This is a genomic window from Embleya sp. NPDC020630, assembly GCF_044334985.1.
Lineage (GTDB): Bacteria > Actinomycetota > Actinomycetes > Streptomycetales > Streptomycetaceae > Embleya.
Genome location: NZ_JBIRUB010000006.1, coordinates 304,969 through 322,453 on the forward strand (window position 1 = coordinate 304,969; position 17,485 = coordinate 322,453).

General features: G+C 72.4%; 15 protein-coding genes and 1 riboswitch. Of the genes, 6 read left to right on the forward strand and 9 right to left on the reverse strand.

What is annotated here, in order from left to right; all coding sequences use genetic code 11:
• Positions 1-159: 159 nt before the first annotated feature.
• Positions 160-402 (reverse strand): hypothetical protein, encoded by a 243-nt coding sequence (locus ACH4XV_RS22780; protein WP_395792554.1) that lies wholly within the window; start codon positions 400-402, stop codon positions 160-162.
• A gap of 247 nt (positions 403-649) precedes the next feature.
• Between ACH4XV_RS22780 and ACH4XV_RS22785 the strand changes: the two genes are divergently transcribed.
• Positions 650-973 carry a nuclear transport factor 2 family protein gene (locus ACH4XV_RS22785; protein WP_395792556.1) on the forward strand — a complete coding sequence of 108 codons (324 nt, stop codon included), beginning with the start codon at positions 650-652 and terminating at the stop codon, positions 971-973.
• Positions 974-1,007: 34 nt separating this feature from the next.
• On the opposite strand, the gene ACH4XV_RS22790 is transcribed toward ACH4XV_RS22785, so the two are convergent.
• A complete protein-coding gene (locus ACH4XV_RS22790) occupies positions 1,008-2,447 on the reverse strand; it encodes a lipase family protein (RefSeq protein WP_395792558.1) in 1,440 nt (479 codons plus the stop codon).
• 284 nt (positions 2,448-2,731) lie between these two features.
• Here ACH4XV_RS22790 and ACH4XV_RS22795 point away from each other — a divergent pair, with 284 nt between their 5' ends.
• On the forward strand, positions 2,732-4,096 hold the full coding sequence (locus ACH4XV_RS22795) for a cytochrome P450 (RefSeq protein ID WP_395792560.1): 1,365 nt from the start codon (positions 2,732-2,734) through the stop codon (positions 4,094-4,096).
• A gap of 10 nt (positions 4,097-4,106) precedes the next feature.
• Here the strand turns inward: ACH4XV_RS22795 and ACH4XV_RS22800 are convergent, their stop codons facing one another.
• Positions 4,107-4,709: a hypothetical protein gene (locus ACH4XV_RS22800; RefSeq protein WP_395792562.1), complete on the reverse strand. Its 603-nt coding sequence runs from the start codon at positions 4,707-4,709 to the stop codon at positions 4,107-4,109.
• A 149-nt stretch (positions 4,710-4,858) separates the two neighbouring features.
• A riboswitch (guanidine-III (ykkC-III) riboswitch) is annotated at positions 4,859-4,921 on the forward strand.
• 12 nt (positions 4,922-4,933) lie between these two features.
• Here ACH4XV_RS22800 and ACH4XV_RS22805 point away from each other — a divergent pair.
• Positions 4,934-5,248 carry a multidrug efflux SMR transporter gene (locus tag ACH4XV_RS22805; protein ID WP_078981618.1) on the forward strand — a complete coding sequence of 105 codons (315 nt, stop codon included), beginning with the start codon at positions 4,934-4,936 and terminating at the stop codon, positions 5,246-5,248.
• Positions 5,249-5,341: 93 nt separating this feature from the next.
• Here the strand turns inward: ACH4XV_RS22805 and ACH4XV_RS22810 are convergent, their stop codons facing one another.
• Positions 5,342-5,665, reverse strand: coding sequence for a putative quinol monooxygenase (locus tag ACH4XV_RS22810; protein WP_078981355.1), 324 nt, complete (start codon positions 5,663-5,665; stop codon positions 5,342-5,344).
• A 9-nt stretch (positions 5,666-5,674) separates the two neighbouring features.
• Positions 5,675-6,520 (reverse strand): SMP-30/gluconolactonase/LRE family protein, encoded by an 846-nt coding sequence (locus ACH4XV_RS22815; RefSeq protein ID WP_395792564.1) that lies wholly within the window; start codon positions 6,518-6,520, stop codon positions 5,675-5,677.
• Positions 6,521-7,093: 573 nt separating this feature from the next.
• Here ACH4XV_RS22815 and ACH4XV_RS22820 point away from each other — a divergent pair.
• The 3 genes from ACH4XV_RS22820 (at position 7,094) to ACH4XV_RS22830 (ending at position 12,778) form a co-directional block, all read left to right on the forward strand.
• Entirely contained in the window at positions 7,094-9,133 is a 2,040-nt protein-coding gene (locus ACH4XV_RS22820; RefSeq protein ID WP_395792566.1) for an alkaline phosphatase family protein, read from the forward strand.
• 78 nt (positions 9,134-9,211) lie between these two features.
• The gene (locus tag ACH4XV_RS22825) at positions 9,212-10,306 is read left to right on the forward strand and encodes a WxL protein peptidoglycan domain-containing protein (RefSeq protein ID WP_395792568.1); all 1,095 of its coding nucleotides are present in this window, start codon (positions 9,212-9,214) and stop codon (positions 10,304-10,306) included.
• A 39-nt stretch (positions 10,307-10,345) separates the two neighbouring features.
• Entirely contained in the window at positions 10,346-12,778 is a 2,433-nt protein-coding gene (locus ACH4XV_RS22830) for a hypothetical protein (RefSeq protein WP_395792570.1), read from the forward strand.
• On the opposite strand, the gene ACH4XV_RS22835 is transcribed toward ACH4XV_RS22830, so the two are convergent.
• From ACH4XV_RS22835 to ACH4XV_RS22850, 4 genes are all read right to left on the reverse strand, one after another.
• Positions 12,762-13,205, reverse strand: a complete 444-nt coding sequence (locus ACH4XV_RS22835; RefSeq protein ID WP_395792572.1) for a GNAT family N-acetyltransferase — start codon at positions 13,203-13,205, stop codon at positions 12,762-12,764. The two genes, ACH4XV_RS22830 and ACH4XV_RS22835, sit on opposite strands and share 17 nt — an antisense overlap.
• A gap of 135 nt (positions 13,206-13,340) precedes the next feature.
• The gene (locus ACH4XV_RS22840; protein WP_395792574.1) at positions 13,341-14,948 is read right to left on the reverse strand and encodes a glycoside hydrolase family 13 protein; all 1,608 of its coding nucleotides are present in this window, start codon (positions 14,946-14,948) and stop codon (positions 13,341-13,343) included.
• 55 nt (positions 14,949-15,003) lie between these two features.
• Entirely contained in the window at positions 15,004-15,855 is an 852-nt protein-coding gene (locus ACH4XV_RS22845; protein WP_395792576.1) for a sugar ABC transporter permease, read from the reverse strand.
• Entirely contained in the window at positions 15,855-17,465 is a 1,611-nt protein-coding gene (locus ACH4XV_RS22850; protein WP_395792578.1) for an ABC transporter permease subunit, read from the reverse strand. Before ACH4XV_RS22850 ends, ACH4XV_RS22845 begins: the two co-directional genes overlap by 1 nt.
• Between the last annotated feature and the right edge of the window lie 20 nt (positions 17,466-17,485).

Here is a 17,485-nt window from a genome sequence, read left to right on the forward strand (position 1 = left end):
TGGCGTCGCACGAGTAACGCCACGACCCGCGGGTTACATGACACCCTCGCCGAAGATTTTTTCGACGGGTGTCGGCCGCGGCTCCAGGGGGCTCCGATCCGCCCCTCGCCGGGACGCCGAGGGGAGGCAACACCTCGGATCAACCGGGATATCCGGTGATCATCCGGGCTCCGCCCGATGCAGGGCGTGCCGCAGTGCGTGGACCAGCGCGCCCGCGTCGACGGACGGGTCCAGGTACCCGAGCGGCGCGAGGTGGTCGGCGGCGAACGGATCGGGAGCGGGCACGGGGGCGGCGACGGGTTCCGGGGGCGGCACGGCCTGCGGATCCAGGCGGTCCAGGGTGTCCTCGATGGCGTCGATGAGGCTGCTGAGCGCCTCGTCCAGCGATGCCGGTGCGGTCATGGACGGTTAACGAGTGCCGCGTTCACCCGAAACGGCGTACCGCCCGGAGCCATCCGATCGACTGCTTTCCCGTCACTCCCACGGTGCCGCTCCCCGGGCGGACCCGCTCCCGGGCCGAAGCCCGGGAGCGGGTCCCGCGTCGAATCCCTGCGGGTGTGCCGGGTTTATCGGGCCGGGTCGTCGGGGGACTCGTACCGGGCGCCGGTGGCGCTTCCGCCACCGACCGTTTGCCGTTCAGGAGGTTGTCGTGACCATCGCCCCCGGGAAACTGTCGGATCCCATCGTCGGAGCCTTCGTCTCCGCCGTGAACGCACACGACAAGGCCGCCTTCGTGGCATTGATGGCGCCCGGGGCGACCATGTCCGACGACGGGACGGATCGTGACGTCGACGACTGGGTGGATCGTGAGATCTTCTCGTCGAACGGGCACATGAACGTGCGCTCCGAGGCCGACGGCGGACGATCGCTCGTCGTCGACTACCGCAACGACACCTGGGGCGAGATGCGCACCGCCTGGCGCTTCACGGTCGAGGACGGCCTGATCACGCGCTTCGAAACGGGCCAGGCGTAACGGCCCGGGCCCCACGCGACGGCGGCCCGCGCCGTCACCCTGCCCGACCGGCCAGTTCCCGGAACCAGCGCAGCGCGGCGGCGGTGCCCAGCCGATTCGAGCCGGCGTGGTCGACATCCGCCCCGAATCGGGTCACCCGGACGTCCATACCCTTGGCCCGCATCGCCGCCAGGCAGTGCGCGGTGTTGGCGGGCGCCACCTCGTCGTCTCCGGCCGCCGCGTACAGCCGGACCGGCACCCGGGGCCGCCAGTCGGTGCACACCGCATCGGTCTCCCGCAACGCGGCGGCCAGTGCCCCGGTGGGTCGGGTGAGCAGCGCCCGGCCCCCTTCGGTCAGCAGTTCGTCGACGGAGTTCGGGGTCGCCTTCAGGATCTCGTCGTCCCGGTGCGAGCCGTCGAGCAGGCCCTCGATGGTGTCCGCGTACAGGCTCTGGAAGACGTCCGCCGGGCTGTCGTAGATGTGGTGCAGACGGTTGTAGGCGACCAGGAGCAGGGCGCTGTAGAGCACGCTCGGCTTGTCGGCCAACTGGCCGCCGAGCAGCGCGGGCAGTTGCACACCGCCGAAGTCGTACGCGCCGCCGATCGGGGCGATCGCGCCTACCCGGAACCACGGATCGGCACCGGATTGCAGCGCCCGAGCCAGCCCCAGCGCGGCCGACGCGCCCTGCGAGAAACCACTGACGTACACCTCGCGCGCCGTCGTGTGCCCGTGCCGGCCGACGAACTCGCGGGCCGCGCGCAGCAGATCGAGCGACGCGGTGGTCTCCGAGGGAATGTCCATCCAGGGGTGCGGGCCGGGCCCCTCGCCCTGGCCGAGATAGTCCGGCATGGTGACCGCGAAACCGGCCGAGGCGTAGGTCAGCGCCGGTGCGATGCCCCAGGTCTCGTCGCTGGTCGACGGCGCGTCGCCGCGGTACAGCTCGGTGCCGTGCGTGTACGACACCACGCGCAGCCGCCGCTCGCCGTGGACCGGCAGCGCGAGCAGGCCGGTCGCGGTGGTGGGGCGGCCGTGCGCGTCGACGGTGCGGTAGACGAGGCGGCGCAGTACGACGTCGTCGTGGATCGCGCCGGCGTCCCATCCGTCGTCGGCGAGCGCCCGCGCGGCCTCGGCGGCGGACACGGTACGCAGGTCCACGACGTCCACGAGCGTGCCGCGTCCGCGCGCGTCGGGGGCGGCGGCGACGGAGTCCGGCGCGGCGGGGGCGTCGGCCCGGGCGCCGCCGGCGAGGGGGACCACGAACAGCCCGGCGAGGGCGAGGCCCACCACGATCCGGCGACCGGTGGACCGGACGAACGACGGCCGGGCGAAAGGGGGCTCGGCGAAACGGGGCTCGGCGAACGGAGACTTGGCGCACGGAGACTTGGCGAACGAGGGCTTGGCGAACGAGGGCTTGGCGAACCGGTGCTTGGCCGGCAGAGGCATGGCGAACCGGGACTGGGCACCGTCGGGCGATGCCGTGCGCTTCTTGGTCATGTCTCGACGGTAGATTTCCCGAACTCGTCCCGGCAGCCGGTCGGCCGGGGGTCGCCGCGGCGGCATCCCCGGCACCGGACACCCCGGCGAACCCCCGGCGCCGACCCCGGGGCGTGCCGGGTGGACGCGGCGCGGATCCTCGGTACCCACCCACGCGACGCCCCCGACACACCGCCGTCCCCCGACGCGTTCCCCGATCCGCGATGCCGCGCTGCTGGAATGGGTAGGACACCGCACGGCACGAGCCGAAGCCGAATCCGCGCCGAATCCCCAGGGAAGTGCCCATGACCACGGCCCCCCACCCGCCCCGCGACCCGGCGCCCGTCGCCCGCGCCGGTCACGCTCCCGGCGCCTGGCCCGTGGCCGGGCACCTCCCGCACCTGCTCCGCGCGCCGCTGCGCTTCCTCGGCTCGCTGCCCGCGTACGGGGACCTGGTCGAGATCCGCCTCGGCCCGCGCCCCGCGTTCGTCCTGTGCCATCCCGAAATCGCCCGCCAAGTAATGAGCGACGGCCGCACGTTCGACCGCGTCGGACCGCTCTACGAGGGCTCCCGCGCCGCCCTCGGCAACGGCCTCGCCACCTGCCCTCACGCCGACCACCGCCGCCAACGCCTGCTGATGCAACCGGCGTTCCGCACCGAGCACTTGTCCGGCTACGCGGCGGCGATGGGCCACGAGATCGGCGTCGCGCTGGACCGGTGGCGGCCGGGCACGACCGTGGACATGGTCGACGAGATGTTCGCGCTCACCACCACGGTGGCCGTCCGCACCCTGTTCGGCTCGGGCATCGACGACCGCGACATCGCCGAACTGCGCGACAGCCTCGACACGTTCCTCAAGGGCGTCTATCTGCGCGCCCTGCTGCCCGCCGTCGACGCGGTGCCGACCCCGAGCAGCCGCCGCTACCGTCGGGGCCTTGCCGGCTGGCGCGCCCACGTGGCGCGCATCGTGGCCGACCGCCGGGCCGACGGTGCCACCGGCCGCGATCTGCTCGCCCGCCTGCTCGCCGCCCGGGACGACGACGGCGGCGCGCTCAGCGAGAGCGAACTACACGACCAGGTGGCGGTGTTGATCCTGGCCGGCGCCGAGACCACCTCCTCCGCGCTGGCCTGGTCCCTGCACTTGATCGCCGGCCACCCCGACGCGGAACGCGCCCTGCACGCCGAGGTCGACGCCGTCCTCGACGGGCGCGTCGCCGGCCCCGACGACCTGCCCCGCCTGGAATGGACCGGCCGGGTCGTGCGCGAGGCGCTGCGCCTGTACCCGCCCGCCTGGGTGCTCCCCCGCACCACCACCCGCGCGGTCGACCTCGCCGGCCGCCGACTCCCCGTCGGCAGCACTCTCGTGTTCAGCCCGTACATCCTGCACCGGCACCCGGACTTCCACCCGGAGCCCGAACTCTTCCGCCCCGAACGCGAGTACGCCGACGGCACCGCTCCCGGCGCCTGGTCGCGGTCCGCGTTCGTCCCCTTCGGCGCCGGCCCCACCAAGTGCATCGGCGACACCTTCGCGCTCACCGAGAGCGTCCTGGCCCTGGCCTCCGTCGCCGCCCGCTGGCGACTGCGCCCGGCCTCGGCCACGCCGGTTCGGGCCGTCCCGCGCAGCGTGCTGACCCCGCGCACCCTCCCGATGCGCCTGATCCCCCGCTGACCCGCGCCGCTCAGACCCCCTTCGCGACTCGCTCGCCCATCGGCCCGAAGAGCACTGCCCAGTTGCCCGGGAACGCCGGCACCGCCGCGGACAGATGGAAGCGCACGACCGTGCACTCGTCGGCCCCGGACCCGCCACCCCGGATCGCCTCCAGGCAGTGGTCGACGCAGTCGTTGACGTCGTCCTCGTCGAACCCGAGCCGCTCGTACGCCTCTCGCACCTCCGCCGGCAACGACCGCGACTCGTCCCACCCGGCGACCGCGTCGAACAGGTAGAGCAGGTGGCTTCCGGGCTCGGGCGGTTCGGCCCGCAGCCGCGCCGTCTCGAACTCCCGGTGCACGTCGTCCGGGACCAGGCCGGACAGCCTCACCGCCGCGTCCACCAGTTCGGCCCAGTAGGCCGCGTCGTGCTCGCCGTCGGTCTGCCGCAGATACGCGCTCGCGAACGCCGCCATGACCTGCGGGTCCTCGATCAGCGGCGAGACGACCATGTCGCTCTGGTAGTCGAAGCCGAACCAGAGCCGGCGCCCGTCGAGCACGAGGGATTCGATCCCGGCCACATGGCCGACCCGTCCGGGCAGCGGCTCGGGGCATTGCGCGGAGGTGATGTCCATGCCGCAGACCGTACCGGCGCTCCCCGACGCCGGCCCGGCCCTCCCCCCACGCACCCCGACCCCCGCAGGGTGATCCTGGTCACCGGCGGCGGCCGGCACTGGACGCGGCGGCTGTTTTGTGCGCCGTCGCGGGCGTGCGAGAGTGGTTCCCGGAGCCCGAACCGGCTCCCGGACGAGGCACGCCGTACCCGGTCAGGACAAGACGGTGTCAGGGAGTGCTCGTCATGGCCTGGATCGTGCTGATCGTCTCCGGTGTCCTGGAAGCCGTCTGGGCGACGGCCCTCGGCAAGTCCGCCGGCTTCACCCGCCTGTGGCCGACCGTCGTCTTCGGCGTCGCGCTGACCGCCAGCATGAGCGGCCTCGCCTACGCGCTGCGCGACCTGCCGGTGGGCACGGGGTACGCGGTGTGGGTGGGCATCGGCGCGGTCCTGACCGTCACCTACGCGATGGTCTTCGACGGCGAGGCGTTCTCCGTCGTCAAGCTGCTCCTGCTCGCGGGAATCGTCGGCAGCGTGGTGGGCCTCAAGGTCCTGCACTAGCGGGCGGGTTCACCGGGTTCACGACAGACCCCGGCGCCGGACATCCGCTACGAAGGTCCGGCGCCCTCGGGGGTCCGGAGCGCCTGCCCGGCGTCAATCGATCTGTAGTTCCCCCATCGCGCTCCACCCGCTCGCGTCCGGGATCACCGTGCTGACGATCTCGGGCGTGTGCCGAATCAGCGGCCGGAACCGCTCCAACGCGTCCCTGAAGTGGTCGGAGTTCACGTGCGCGGCGGCCGCGTCGTCCCGAAACGCCTCGACCAGGACGTATGTGGTCGGATCGTCGAGACTGCGCGACCACTCGAACCACAGGTTGCCCGGCTCGCCCCGCGTGGCCTCGGTAAACGCCGCGGCGTGTTGCGGCCACTCCTCGGCGTGCTCGGGCTTCACCGGGAACTTCACCACGATAAAAATCATTCGGTAACTCTAAGTCGTCATAGTCGTCGTCGATACCGGCGCCGCGAGCAGTTGGCCCGTTCGGAGGCCGGCCGTCGGGTCGCTCATGCCGCGCCATTCGGTGGCGACGATGTACAGCGTGCGCCCGTCGGCATCGAGCACGCAGGAGAAGCAGCCCCGATCCAGATCGAGCGTCGCCGTCACCTCGCCGCCCTCGCGGACCCGTACGCACCGTTTGTTCGGGACGTCCGCGTACCAGACGGCCCCTTCCGCATCGAGGCAGATCCCGTCCGGGACGCCCGCACCGAGGTCGGCCCACACCCGGCGGCGCGACAGGCCGCCGTCGGCGTCGATGTCGAAGGCGGTGAGGCGGTTGGCGTAGGACTCGGCGACGATCAGCGTCGTGTCGTCGGGGGTCACGGCCATGCCGTTGGGGAATTCGACGCCGCCCGCGACCCGGCGTACCGACCCGTTTGCGGCGATCACCGCGACGAACCCCGGGCGCGGCGCCTCCCCGGTCATCGGGTCGAAGTCGGCGCCGTTGACGAACACGTTGCCCCGCCCGTCCGCGACGATCTCGTTGAAGCCGCCGCCGACCGCGCTCAGATCCGCGTATGTCGCGAACGTACCGTCCGGCTCCGGCGTCACCACGCGCGCCTCGCTCGACGAGACGATCAACCATCGACCGTCCAGCGCCCGGTCGAAACACATCGGCAGGGACGGGAACGGCACCCGCACGACCACCTCGCCGACCCCCTCCGGATCGACCGCGACGATCTCCCCCGTGCCCCAGTCGGCGAACCACGCCCGCCCGGCGTGCCATCGCGCGGACTCGCCGAAGACGATGCCCTCTCGCAGAACCGTGCTCTCGGACATCGCGCACACACCCTTCTCGACACGACCCTCGAAACCGTTGTCGGCCCCGATGCCTGTTCCCCCCTTTCCCGATAGACCCTCGCCGGCGACGGAACTCATCGCCCGCGTCGCTTCGCTTCGTCCCACTACCCGACGAACCGAACCTCCGGATACGCCCTCGACGGTCGGTCGAGCAGATCACCCGACCGGCCGCACAAATCCACCGGACAAGGAAATCCGGGACGTCGGCACATCTCCGCACATCCTCGGAACACCATATATAACAAATCAATAACGGGTCCGGACCAGAAGTTCTCCCGCTGTTCAACCGGCCGACCGCCGCCCGTGCATGGCCACACCCCCGCCCGTTGCATCGTGGTTCCGCACGCTCCCGCAGGACTCCGACGCCCACCGCAACTCGGGCCGACGGTCCGGCGGTTCGATACGTCCACCGGTCCGGCTCGACGCCGGTGGCACTCGACGAAACACAGCCGGGCCGATCACGAGAACGTGCTCGGCCCGGCGGGTCCGCGGCGGATTGCGCCCGCCTCGGACCGACCCCACTCCGGTTCATCCACCGAGGGAGTTATCGCAGTGTACGGATCCATCCGCGCCCGGCGCGGCCTCGCGGCGACCGCGGTCGCCGCGTTCGCCGTCCCGCTCGCCCTGGCCGGCGCCGCACTCGCCGCGTCCCCCGCCGCCGGCGACTCGACGCCACCGTTGCCCAACGGCACCAAGAAGGCGAAGACGCTGGTCATCGGCATCGACGGACTGCGCTTCGACAAGTTGCAGAGCGGTGACGCGCCCCACCTGAAGGCGCTCATGGCCGGTGGTGTCAGCGCGCCGAGCAACCTGTACGCGCAGCCGTTCGCGCCCACCGTCTCCGGCCCCGGCTGGTCGACCATCGCCACCGGCGTCTGGCCCGACAAGCACGGCGTGCACGACAACACGTTCGCGGGTTCCCGGTACGACAAGTACCCCGACTTCGCGACCCGCCTGGAAACGGCCGATCCGACCGCCTCGACCCTCGTGGTCGGCGCGTGGGGGCCGATCGCGTCCACGATCTTCTCGCCGAAGGTCGACGTGCGCGTGCCCACCGACGAGAACGACGACGTCGCCGCCGACACCACCGCGCGGTACCTGTCCACGGGCAATCCCGACACCACGTTCATGCACCTGGACGCGGTCGACGGCGCCGGCCACAACAACGGCGGCACCAGCCCCGAATACGCCAAGGCCGTCAAGGACGCCGACACGCGCGTGGGCAAGGTGCTGGACGCGCTGCGCGCCCGTCCGACATACGCCCAGGAGGACTGGCTGGTCCTGGTCACCGCCGACCACGGCCACACCGACTCCGGCGGCCACGGCGGCGCGACGCCGCAGGAGCGGCAGACCTTCGTCATCGCCAACGGCGCCGGTCTGCCCGCCGGCGCCGTGCGTTACGACGTACGCCTGGTCGATATCGCGCCGACCGTGCTCAAGCACGAGGGCGTCCGCATCGATCCCGCGTGGGGCCTGGACGGGCAGCCGATCGACGAGATCAAGCCGGACGCCTTCGACACGCTGCGGCCGACGCTGTCCGAGCGGGTAGACGAGGCCGGTATCCCCGCCGGCGTCAAGGGCTTCACGCACACCGCGCCCGAGGGCTGGTCCATCGACAACTCCGCGATGCCCACCGGCGGCGTGACCGAGTGGCGCGGCTGGTCGTTCGCCACCGACGAGTTCTTCACCCGCGCCGAGGGCGGTCAGGCCCGCGAGGGCAACGTGCGCAGCCGCAACGTGTTCGCCGTCGCCGACTCCGACGAGTGGGACGACAAGGCGCACGCGGCGGGCCGATTCGACTCGACCCTGGTCTCCCCGGCCTACCCGGTCCAGGGCAAGGCGAAGGTCGACCTGAGCTACGTCACCGACTACCAGGCGGACGGCCCGCAGACGGGTGATGTGTACGTCTCCTGGGACGGCGGTGAACCGGGGCTCGTCAAGTCCTACCGCGCGGACACCAACCAGGTCGAACGCCTCACCCTCGACGTGCCGGCGGGCGCCGGGACCGCGCAGGTCCGCTTCCGCTACACCGGCACCAACAGCCGCTTCTGGGCCGTCGACCAGGTCGCGCTCACCGCGAGCGGCGGCACCACCCCCGGCGGCGGCGACCAGCTGTCCGGAAGCCAGATCATCACCACCACGGTCACGAGCACCGGCGCCCTGACCATGACCTCGACAGGCGGCACCGTGACCCTGCCCGCCCCCGAACTCACCGCCTCCGGCGACCGGCTGGCCGCCTCCGGCGCGCTGAACACCGTGCAGGTCACCGACCTGCGCGCGGCCGACCCGGGCTGGAACGTCAGCGGCCAGATCACCGACTTCACCACCGCCCAGGGTGGCACCGGCTTCGACGGCTCGGCCCTCGGCTGGACCCCGAAGGTGGTCAAGGCCGGCGACGGCCAGCAGGTCACGGCCGGCAGCCCGATAGCCCCGGCGACCGACGGCGGCATCAAGACCACCCGCACCCTCGGCAGCGCCGAAGCGGGCCACGGCCGAGGCACCGCGGTCCTCGGCGCCGACCTGAGCCTGAACCTGCCCACCACCACGGCCCCCGGCACCTACAGCGCCACCCTGACGGTCACCGCGATCTGACCGGCGAGCCCCACCCACACCACAGGCGGCGCGAGGACACCCCGACCCCGCGCCGCCCACGGGCCCGAACGGAACCTCATGCCCCACCCCCCGACCCGCCGCTTCCGCCGGGCCGTCACCACCCTTGCCGACATCGCCGCGACACTCGCCTGCCTGTTCGCCACCTGCCTGTTCACCACCACCGCCGCCACGGCGGCGCCCGCGCCCGCCGACGCCGTGCCCCCGCCCGCCACCTGGTCCGTCCAGCCCTCCACCGAGCACGGGCCCAACGACCGGCCGGCCTTCCGGTACGCCCTGGCCCCCGGCGCCCGCCAGGTCGACTACGTCGCCGTCACCAACGTCGGCGACGAACCCCTCACCGTCGACCTCTACGCGCAGGACGCCTTCACCACCGCCTCCGGCGGCTTCGACCTCCTCGCCGCCGGCCGCCCCGCCGCCGACGTCGGCGCGTGGATCCGCCTCAAGGAGAGCCGGATCACCGTGCCGCCGCACGCTCGCAGCGACGTGCCGTTCGAACTCGCCGTCCCCGCCGACGCATCCCCCGGCGACCACGCGGGCGGCATCGTCGCCTCGCTCGCCGGCCCCGGCCGGGACCAGGCCGGCAACCGGGTCGTGGTCGACCGCCGCGTCGGCACCCGCATGTACCTGCGCGTCGACGGGCCGCTGCGTCCCTCGCTCACCTCCGGCGGGCTCAGCGTGAGCCTGCGCACCTCGCTCGACCCCCGCGACGGCGCCCTGAACGTCACCTACACCGTCCGGAACAGTGGCAACATCCGCCTGGGCGCCCGTCCCGAGCTGACCGTCCGCGGCCCCTGGGGCCTGACCGGCACCCACCGCAAGCCGGCCCCGCTCCCGGAGTTGCTGCCCGGCGCCTCGCTCACCCGAACCGTGCGCGTATCCGGCGTCACCCAGGCCTTCCGCCTCGACGTCGACCTCGCCCTGCACCCGACACCCGTCCCCGGCGGCTCCCCCGACACGGGCCCGACCACCCACGCCCACACCACCGTTCGTGCCATTCCCTGGAGCGCGGTGGCCACGGCGGCGGCGCTCCTCGCGCTGATCACCGCCCGGTTCCTGCACCGCCGCCGGCGCCGCAGGTCCGCCGGCCCGACCGAAAAGGCCTCCCCACCACCAACACCCCACCCCCGCCCCGAGCACCAACCGATCGCGTAATGTCCCCAGGGCCGCACCAGCGCCCCCAGGAGGCCCCGCATGCACGAGACCGGCACATCCGGAACCGCCGCCCTGGTGGCGCTCCGAAACGTCGGTCGGGGCCAATCCGGCGCACTGCTGCGGCGACTGGGCGGTTCCGGCCTCCTGGCCCTGCGCCGTGCCCGGTCGCTGCCGCGTGCCCTGATCGAAGCCGTGTTCGAGACCGACGACACGGACCTGCTCCGGGCGTTGGCCGCGAACCCCGGCCTGGACCACGACACCCTGCTGCGCCTGGCCCGACTCGGCCACCCCGCCCTGGCCCGCACCCTGTACCGACCCACGAACCCCGAGCGGCACACGGTCGTGCTCCGGCGCGCCGTCCTCGCCGCCGCCGACCCCGCGGATACCGACTGGCGCGCGCCGCACGGCTTCGTGCCCTGGCTGCTGACGCAGCATCACGAACGGCTGCTCGAACCGGCGTTGTGGGCCCCCTTCGGCGAACTGGTCGCACACGCCCTGCTCGCACTCGGCCCCGACCTGCCCCCGGCCGTGGTCGCCGACCGCCACCGCGCGCTGCGCGACCTCCTCGACGAATCCGCGTTCGCCCGCTTCCGCCGGGCGGCCGGCGACCTCGACCACGGCGACCTACTCGACCGCCTCGACGACCCGGCCGCCGCCGAAGGCCGCCAACTCTCCTCCGCCGCGCACCTGTTACTCCTGCGCATCCGCCGCGCCAAAGGTCCCGTCCCGGTCCCGCCCGACTGGTCCGCCGCGCGCGAGGAGCACCTGCGCAAACCCTTCCCCTCGTCGGTGACCGCGGTCCTCGCCCGATGGGCCGACTGCCCCGACGAGATCGTCCGAGACGGCGGCCGATCCGCCCGCCCCACCCTGCGCGCCCGCGCCTTCCGTCTTCCCGCGCCCGCTCCGGGGCGAGACCGCGATCACGATCTCGACCACGACGAATGGGAATGGACCCCGCTCCTGCGCCGGGGCCTGCGCCGCGGCCGATTCACCGCATCAGCGCTGCTCACCGAGGCCGGACCGGCCGTGGCCGTGCTCCTGGCCCTGCCCGACGACGACCCCGCCGTCCACGCCGCCGTACACGAACTCCTCGCCCCCCTGGGCACCGACGCCGACGCGTGGTCCACCGTCCTCGCCGAGCTCCCGCGCTTCCCCGGCACCCCGGCCGCGCTCGTCGCGACGGCCCTCGCGGGCTCCGCCCCGAACCGGGCGCACACCCGCCCCTCCGGTGGCGACCCGGCCCGCAACCTGCTGTTCCGCTGCGCGAGCAGCGCACAACAACACACGCTGGTGTCCCTGCTCGACCCGCCCGCACTGCGCCCCCTGCTGGCCGCCGCCCCGCCCGACCGCGCGCTGCGCGAACGCCTCCGGGCCGTGCACGGGCCCGCCGCGAACCTGATCCTGGCCGGCATGGCCGAGCAACTCCCGGATACCGTCGCCGAGTTACTGGATCTCGACGATCCCGCGGTGAACGCCCTGCTGTTCCGCCGCGCCGAGTTGGACGACGCGGCGGTGACCCGCCTGCTGTCCGGCGTGGACCGCACGGGCCGCCCGGGCACGGTCCCGCTCGCCTCCGCCCTGCTCGGCTGCCTCGAACGCGACGAGGGGCCCAACCGCCGGCGCGCCGTCGACGTCGCCCCCGCCTCGGACGACCCCCGCGTCGCGCGGATCGTCCTGCACCGGCGCGCCCTCTACACCGACGCCGGTCGACTGCGCGCGCTGCTCGACCGGTGGCGGGACGCCGGCCCCGACGGCGTGCGCGCTCTGATCGACGAGGCCACCCGCCACGGCCTGGAGGACTCGCGCAACCCCTTCCCGGCCGAGACCGTGAAGCTTGTCCGCGCCGCCCTGGACGACGTCGACGGCCCGGCGCTCCTGCGCGCCCGACTGGCCGAGGTAACCACACCGGCGGCGATCGTCACGGCCCTGCGCGGCCCGGCCCATGCCGCCGACGTCGTCCTCGCCGAGTCCGGGCCACCGCCGTGGGACACGCTGATCGAGACCCTGACCCGCGACTCCTGGCCGGATCAGGTCCGGGACGCGGTGGTCGCGCACCCCGACTGCCCGCGCGAACTCCTGCTCGCCCGGCTGGCGTTCGTATCCGACCATCCGCACGATGTGCACACGTGGGTGCGGGCCGCGCTGGATCGCGGCGCGTTGACCGTCGAGGACATCGTCCGCACGTGCCGCCCCGCCCACGTCGCGTTCGACCTCCTGGCCGGCTCGGCGATCATCGAGGATCCGACCGCCCCCCGACCCGCGCTCGACCCCTGGCGACTGCCCGACGAATTACGACCGCGTCGCCTCCGGGCCCGCCTCGGCACGGCCCCGGAGGCCTGGACGGTGGCCGTACGACTCCTGCCCGACTTCTCCGGCACGCTGATCGAGCTCCTGGACACTGCGGCGGCCATGGCGACACCCATCAGCCGAGCGACACCCGCGTGCCGAACGCCGCTCAGCCGAGGCGTTTGACGAAGATGTACTCGACACTGCCCGGCGGGTAGTCCGGCACGGTCCCCACGAGTTCGTAGCCGTGCCTGCGGTAGAAGTCCGGAGCCTGGAAGTCCCACGTCTCCAGCCGCACGTGTCGACACTCCCGCTCGGTCGACGCGATCTTCTCGGCCCGCTCCAGGAGTTCCGAACCCAACCCGGCGCCGCGCAGGCGTGCGTCGACCCACAGCAGGTGCACGTGCAGCCAGTAGGCCCACGTGTAGCCGGTCAACCCGCCGACGAGATCGCCGTCGTCATCGCGCACGTAGAGCTGGAGGGGTTCCTCGTTCTCGGCGGAAGTCCCGCGCAGGGCCGCCAGATTCGGTGAGACCGCCGTATTGGATTCGGTGAGCATCCGCCCGAGCCAGGCTTCGCGTTCCGGGTCCACGATTACTTCGAACTGCGCCACCCACCCACTGTAGCCGGACCCTCGGGCCCCACGACAGCGACGGATCGGCGGCGACTCCCACCCATGGGAAGCCGCCGCAGAACGCCCGGACCCCGTCGGACAGCCGGGGCCCGCCGAACATCAGAACCGGCCCGCTCAGTCCCCGTCCACCGTGTACCACGCCGCCGTGTCGCCCGGCAGCACGCCATCCCCGGGCAGCTCGCCGCTCGCGAGCAACACCGGCCCGTACTCGGGCAGCCGCACCGGCTCCGCGCCCAGATTCACCGCGCACACCGGCCCGCCCCCGCGCCGGAAGACCAACGTGCCCTCCGGTGACGGCAACCACCGCAGTTCCGCGCCGTCACCGAGGTCCGGGTGCGCCCGACGGATCGCCAACGCCGACCGATACAGCGACAACGTGGACGCGGGGTCGTCCCACTGCGCCTCGACGCTCAACCCGGCCCAGTCACCCGGCTGCGGCAGCCACGTCGGCGCGCTGCCCGGCGCGCCGAATCCGTATGGCGCCCGCCCGCCCGACCACGGCAGTGGCACCCGGCAACCGTCCCGGCCCCGCTCGGTGTGCCCGGACCGCTCCCACCTCGGGTCCTGCAACACCTCGTCCGGCAGGTCCGACACCTCGGGTAGGCCCAGTTCCTCGCCCTGGTACACATAGACCGAACCGGGCAGCGCCAGCGTCAACAGCGCGGCGGCCCGGGCCCGGCGCAGCCCCGTCGCCCCGTCGCCGTAGCGCGTGACGTGGCGGTGCACGTCGTGGTTGGACAACACCCAGGTCGCCGGAGCGCCGACACCGGCGGCGCCGGCCAACGACGCGTCGATCACCTCGCGCAGCGCGGGCGCGGCCCAATCGGTGCCCAGGTAGTGGAAGTTGAACGCCTGGTGCAGCTCGTCGGGGCGCACATAACGCGCGGTGCGCTCCGGGCTCGGCGTCCAGGCCTCGGCGACGGCCATCCGGGCGCCGGGGTACGCGTCGAGGATTCGCCGCCAACCGCGGTATATCTCGTGCACCCCGTCCTGGTCGAAGAACGGCAGTTCGGCGCTGCCGAGCAGTTCGATCCCGGCGCCGCCGCCGATGTCGGGCAGACCCTCGGCCTTGACCAGGCCGTGTGCGACGTCGATCCGGAAGCCGTCCACGCCCAGGTCCAGCCAAAAGCGCAGTACGTCCTCGAACTCGGCGTGCACCTCGGGGTGTTCCCAGTTCAGGTCGGGCTGCTCGGGGGCGAACAGGTGCAGGTACCACTCGCCGTCGGGCACTCGGGTCCAGGCCCGGCCGCCGAACACCGACTCCCAGTCGTTGGGCGGCAGTTCCCCGTCGGCGCCGCGTCCGGGACGGAAGTGGTAGCGCTCGCGGGCGGCCGATCCGGGGCCGCCGGCCAGCGCCTCGACGAACCAGGCGTGCGCCTCGGAGGTGTGGTTGGGCACCAGGTCGACGATCACCCGCAGGCCGTGCGCGTGCGCGTCGCGCAGCAGCGCGTCGGCGTCCTGGAGGGTGCCGAACAGCGGGTCGACGGCCCGGTAGTCGGCCACGTCGTAGCCGTGGTCGGCCTGCGGGGAGGCGTAGAACGGGGTGAGCCAGACGGCGTCCACGCCCAGTTCGCTCAGATAGCGCAGTCGGCTGCGCACGCCGGGCAGGTCGCCGATCCCGTCGCCGTTGCCGTCCGCGAAACTGCGCACGTACACCTGATAGATCACCGAGTCACGCCACCAGCCGGTGGTCGTAAGGGTGTTCGTGGTCGTGACGGTCATCCGAGAGCTTCCTTCAAGGAGAAGTAGAGAAACAACGTGGAACGCGCGCGCCGGGTCAGTTCTTCACCGCTCCGGCCGTCAGGCCGCCGACGATGAAACGTTGCAGGAACTGGAACAGCACCAGCACCGGCAGCGCCGCGATCAGCACGCCCGCCGCGAAAACGCCCCAGTTGCGACCCACTCCGTACGAGATGAAGTGGTAGAGGCCGACCGCGAGGGTCTGCTTGTCCGGGTCGTTCAGGACCAGGCTCGCGATCACGAAGTCGTTGAGCGTGGCCACGAAGGACAGCAGCGCGACCACGGCCAGCACCGGTGCCACCAGCGGCAGCACGATCCGGAAGAACACCTGGGTGTGCGAGGCCCCGTCGATCCGCGCCGCCTCGTCGAGGTCGCGCGGCACGGTGTCGAAGAAGCCCTTCATCAGGTAGGTGTTCACCCCGAGCGCGCCGCCGAGGTAGATCATCACCAGCCCCAGCCGGCTGCCCAGGCCGATCGCCGGGAACACGTCGTCGAAGCTGGACAGGAGCAGGAACAGCGCGACGTAGGCGAGCAGTTGCGGGAACATCTGGACCAGGAGCAGCGTGGTCAGCCCGGCCTTGCGTCCCCGGAACCGAAAGCGCGAGAAGGCGTAGCCGGCGCACGCGCCCAGGAACACCGACCCGATCGCGGTGGCCAGCCCGACCGCCATCGAGTTCAGGAACCACGTGCCGAACGGGTGCAGCGGGTCGTCGAACAGTTCCCGGTAGTGCGCGTCGGTGGTGTCCGAGAACAGTTCGTTGGATCCGGTCAGGGTGCCGCTGGGGTTCAGCGACGCGGAGAGGACGAACACCAGGGGGAAGAGGGCGACCACGACCGCGAGCACCCCGATCAGGTGCCGCCATCCGGTGCGCGCGAACCAACGGATCATCAGGACTCCTCGAACGCGCGGCTGCGGCGCAGGCCGACGACGGAGATCGCGGCGACCACCACGAAGATCAAGATCGAGACGGCGCAGGCCATGCCGTATTGGCGATTGCTGCCGCCGAAGGCGAGTTTGTACACCAGCGAGATCAGCAGGTCGGTGGAGCCGACCTCGATCGGCGCGTCGGGGTCCTTGGGGCCGCCGCCGGTGAGCATGTAGATGACGTTGAAGTTGTTGAAGTTGAAGGCGAAGGTCGCGATCAGCATCGGGGTGACGGCGGTGAGCAGGAGCGGCAGTTTGATGTGCCGCAGGATCCGTCCGCGTCCCGCGCCGTCGATCCGCGCCGCCTCGGTGACCTCGGCGGGGATCGCCTGGAGCGCGCCGGTACAGATCAGGAACATGTACGGGAAGCTGATCCAGACGTTGACCGCGAGCACGCTGAGCCGGGCCAACCACGGATCGGTAAGCCACGGGATGTGCGCGCCGTCCAGGAGCGAGACGTTGACGTAGCCGTAGTCGGTGTTGAGCAGGCCCTGCCACACCAGTGCGGCCAGGAACGCCGGGAAGGCGTAGGGCAGCATGATCAGCGAACGGTAGATCCGGTGCCCGCGCAGCCGTTTGCCGTCGAGCACCGCGGCCAGGACCAGTCCGATGGCGAACGGCACCGCGACCGAGATGCCGGCGAAGACGAAGGTCCATACCAGCACGCCGAGGAAGGGGCCGCGGATGTCGCGGTCGGTGAGGATCTTCTCGAAGTTGTCCAGGCCGACGAAGACCTTCCACCCCGGACTGAGCCTGGTGCCGTCGGCGGCGGCGAATACGCCGTCGGAGGTGGGTCGATAGACCTTGCCGGTGGCCCGGTCGGTGATGGTGTCGGCGTCGCGGTCGTAGTCGAGCGTGGACCGGTAGGCGGCGGCGCTGATCCCGTCGGCGGTGCGCAGGCTGCCGCTGTTCGGGTCCTCGCTCGCGGGCACCCGCAGTTCACTGATCTCCTTCTGCCGGCTCGCGATCTGCGCATAGCTCAACTGGTGCCAGCCGGGCGCGGCCACCGCGCGACCGACGGAGTCGTACACCGGGTCCGCGACGGGCTCCAGCGGGTGCCCTGCCCAACCGAGGCGTACACCCCGGTCGGGCAGGGTCACCAGCAGGCCGACCCGGTCGCCGCGGGCGACGACCGTGGCCGGGCGTACCGGCGAGTCGGGTACGCGGGTCTCGCTGTGCGCGAGGATCGCCGCGACGGCGTCGGGTTTGTCGCTGTTGTGGCCGTCGCCGTAGTTCGTGAAGGCGGCGAACCCGGTGTAGAACACCACGTACACCTGGTACACGAGCAGCAACGCGACGCCGGGGGCGAGGTATTTGGCCGGCACGTGGCGTTTGCCGGCGTAGATCACGTTGACCGCGACCGTGCCCAGGAGCAGGGCTCCGAACATCCCCCACTTGTGCTGCGCGGCCAGGGCGAGGAGCCCGTAGACCGCGAGGGCGTCGACGACGGCGAGCAGGACGATCCGCACGGCGAGGCCGACGAGGCCGCGGCGGGCCGGGGGGTGGCCGGGGTCGGCCGTGGGTCGCCGGCCCGGTGGGGTGTGCGGCGGCTGGGTGGACAGGGTCTGGGTCACGATCTCGGTCTCTCCTCGTC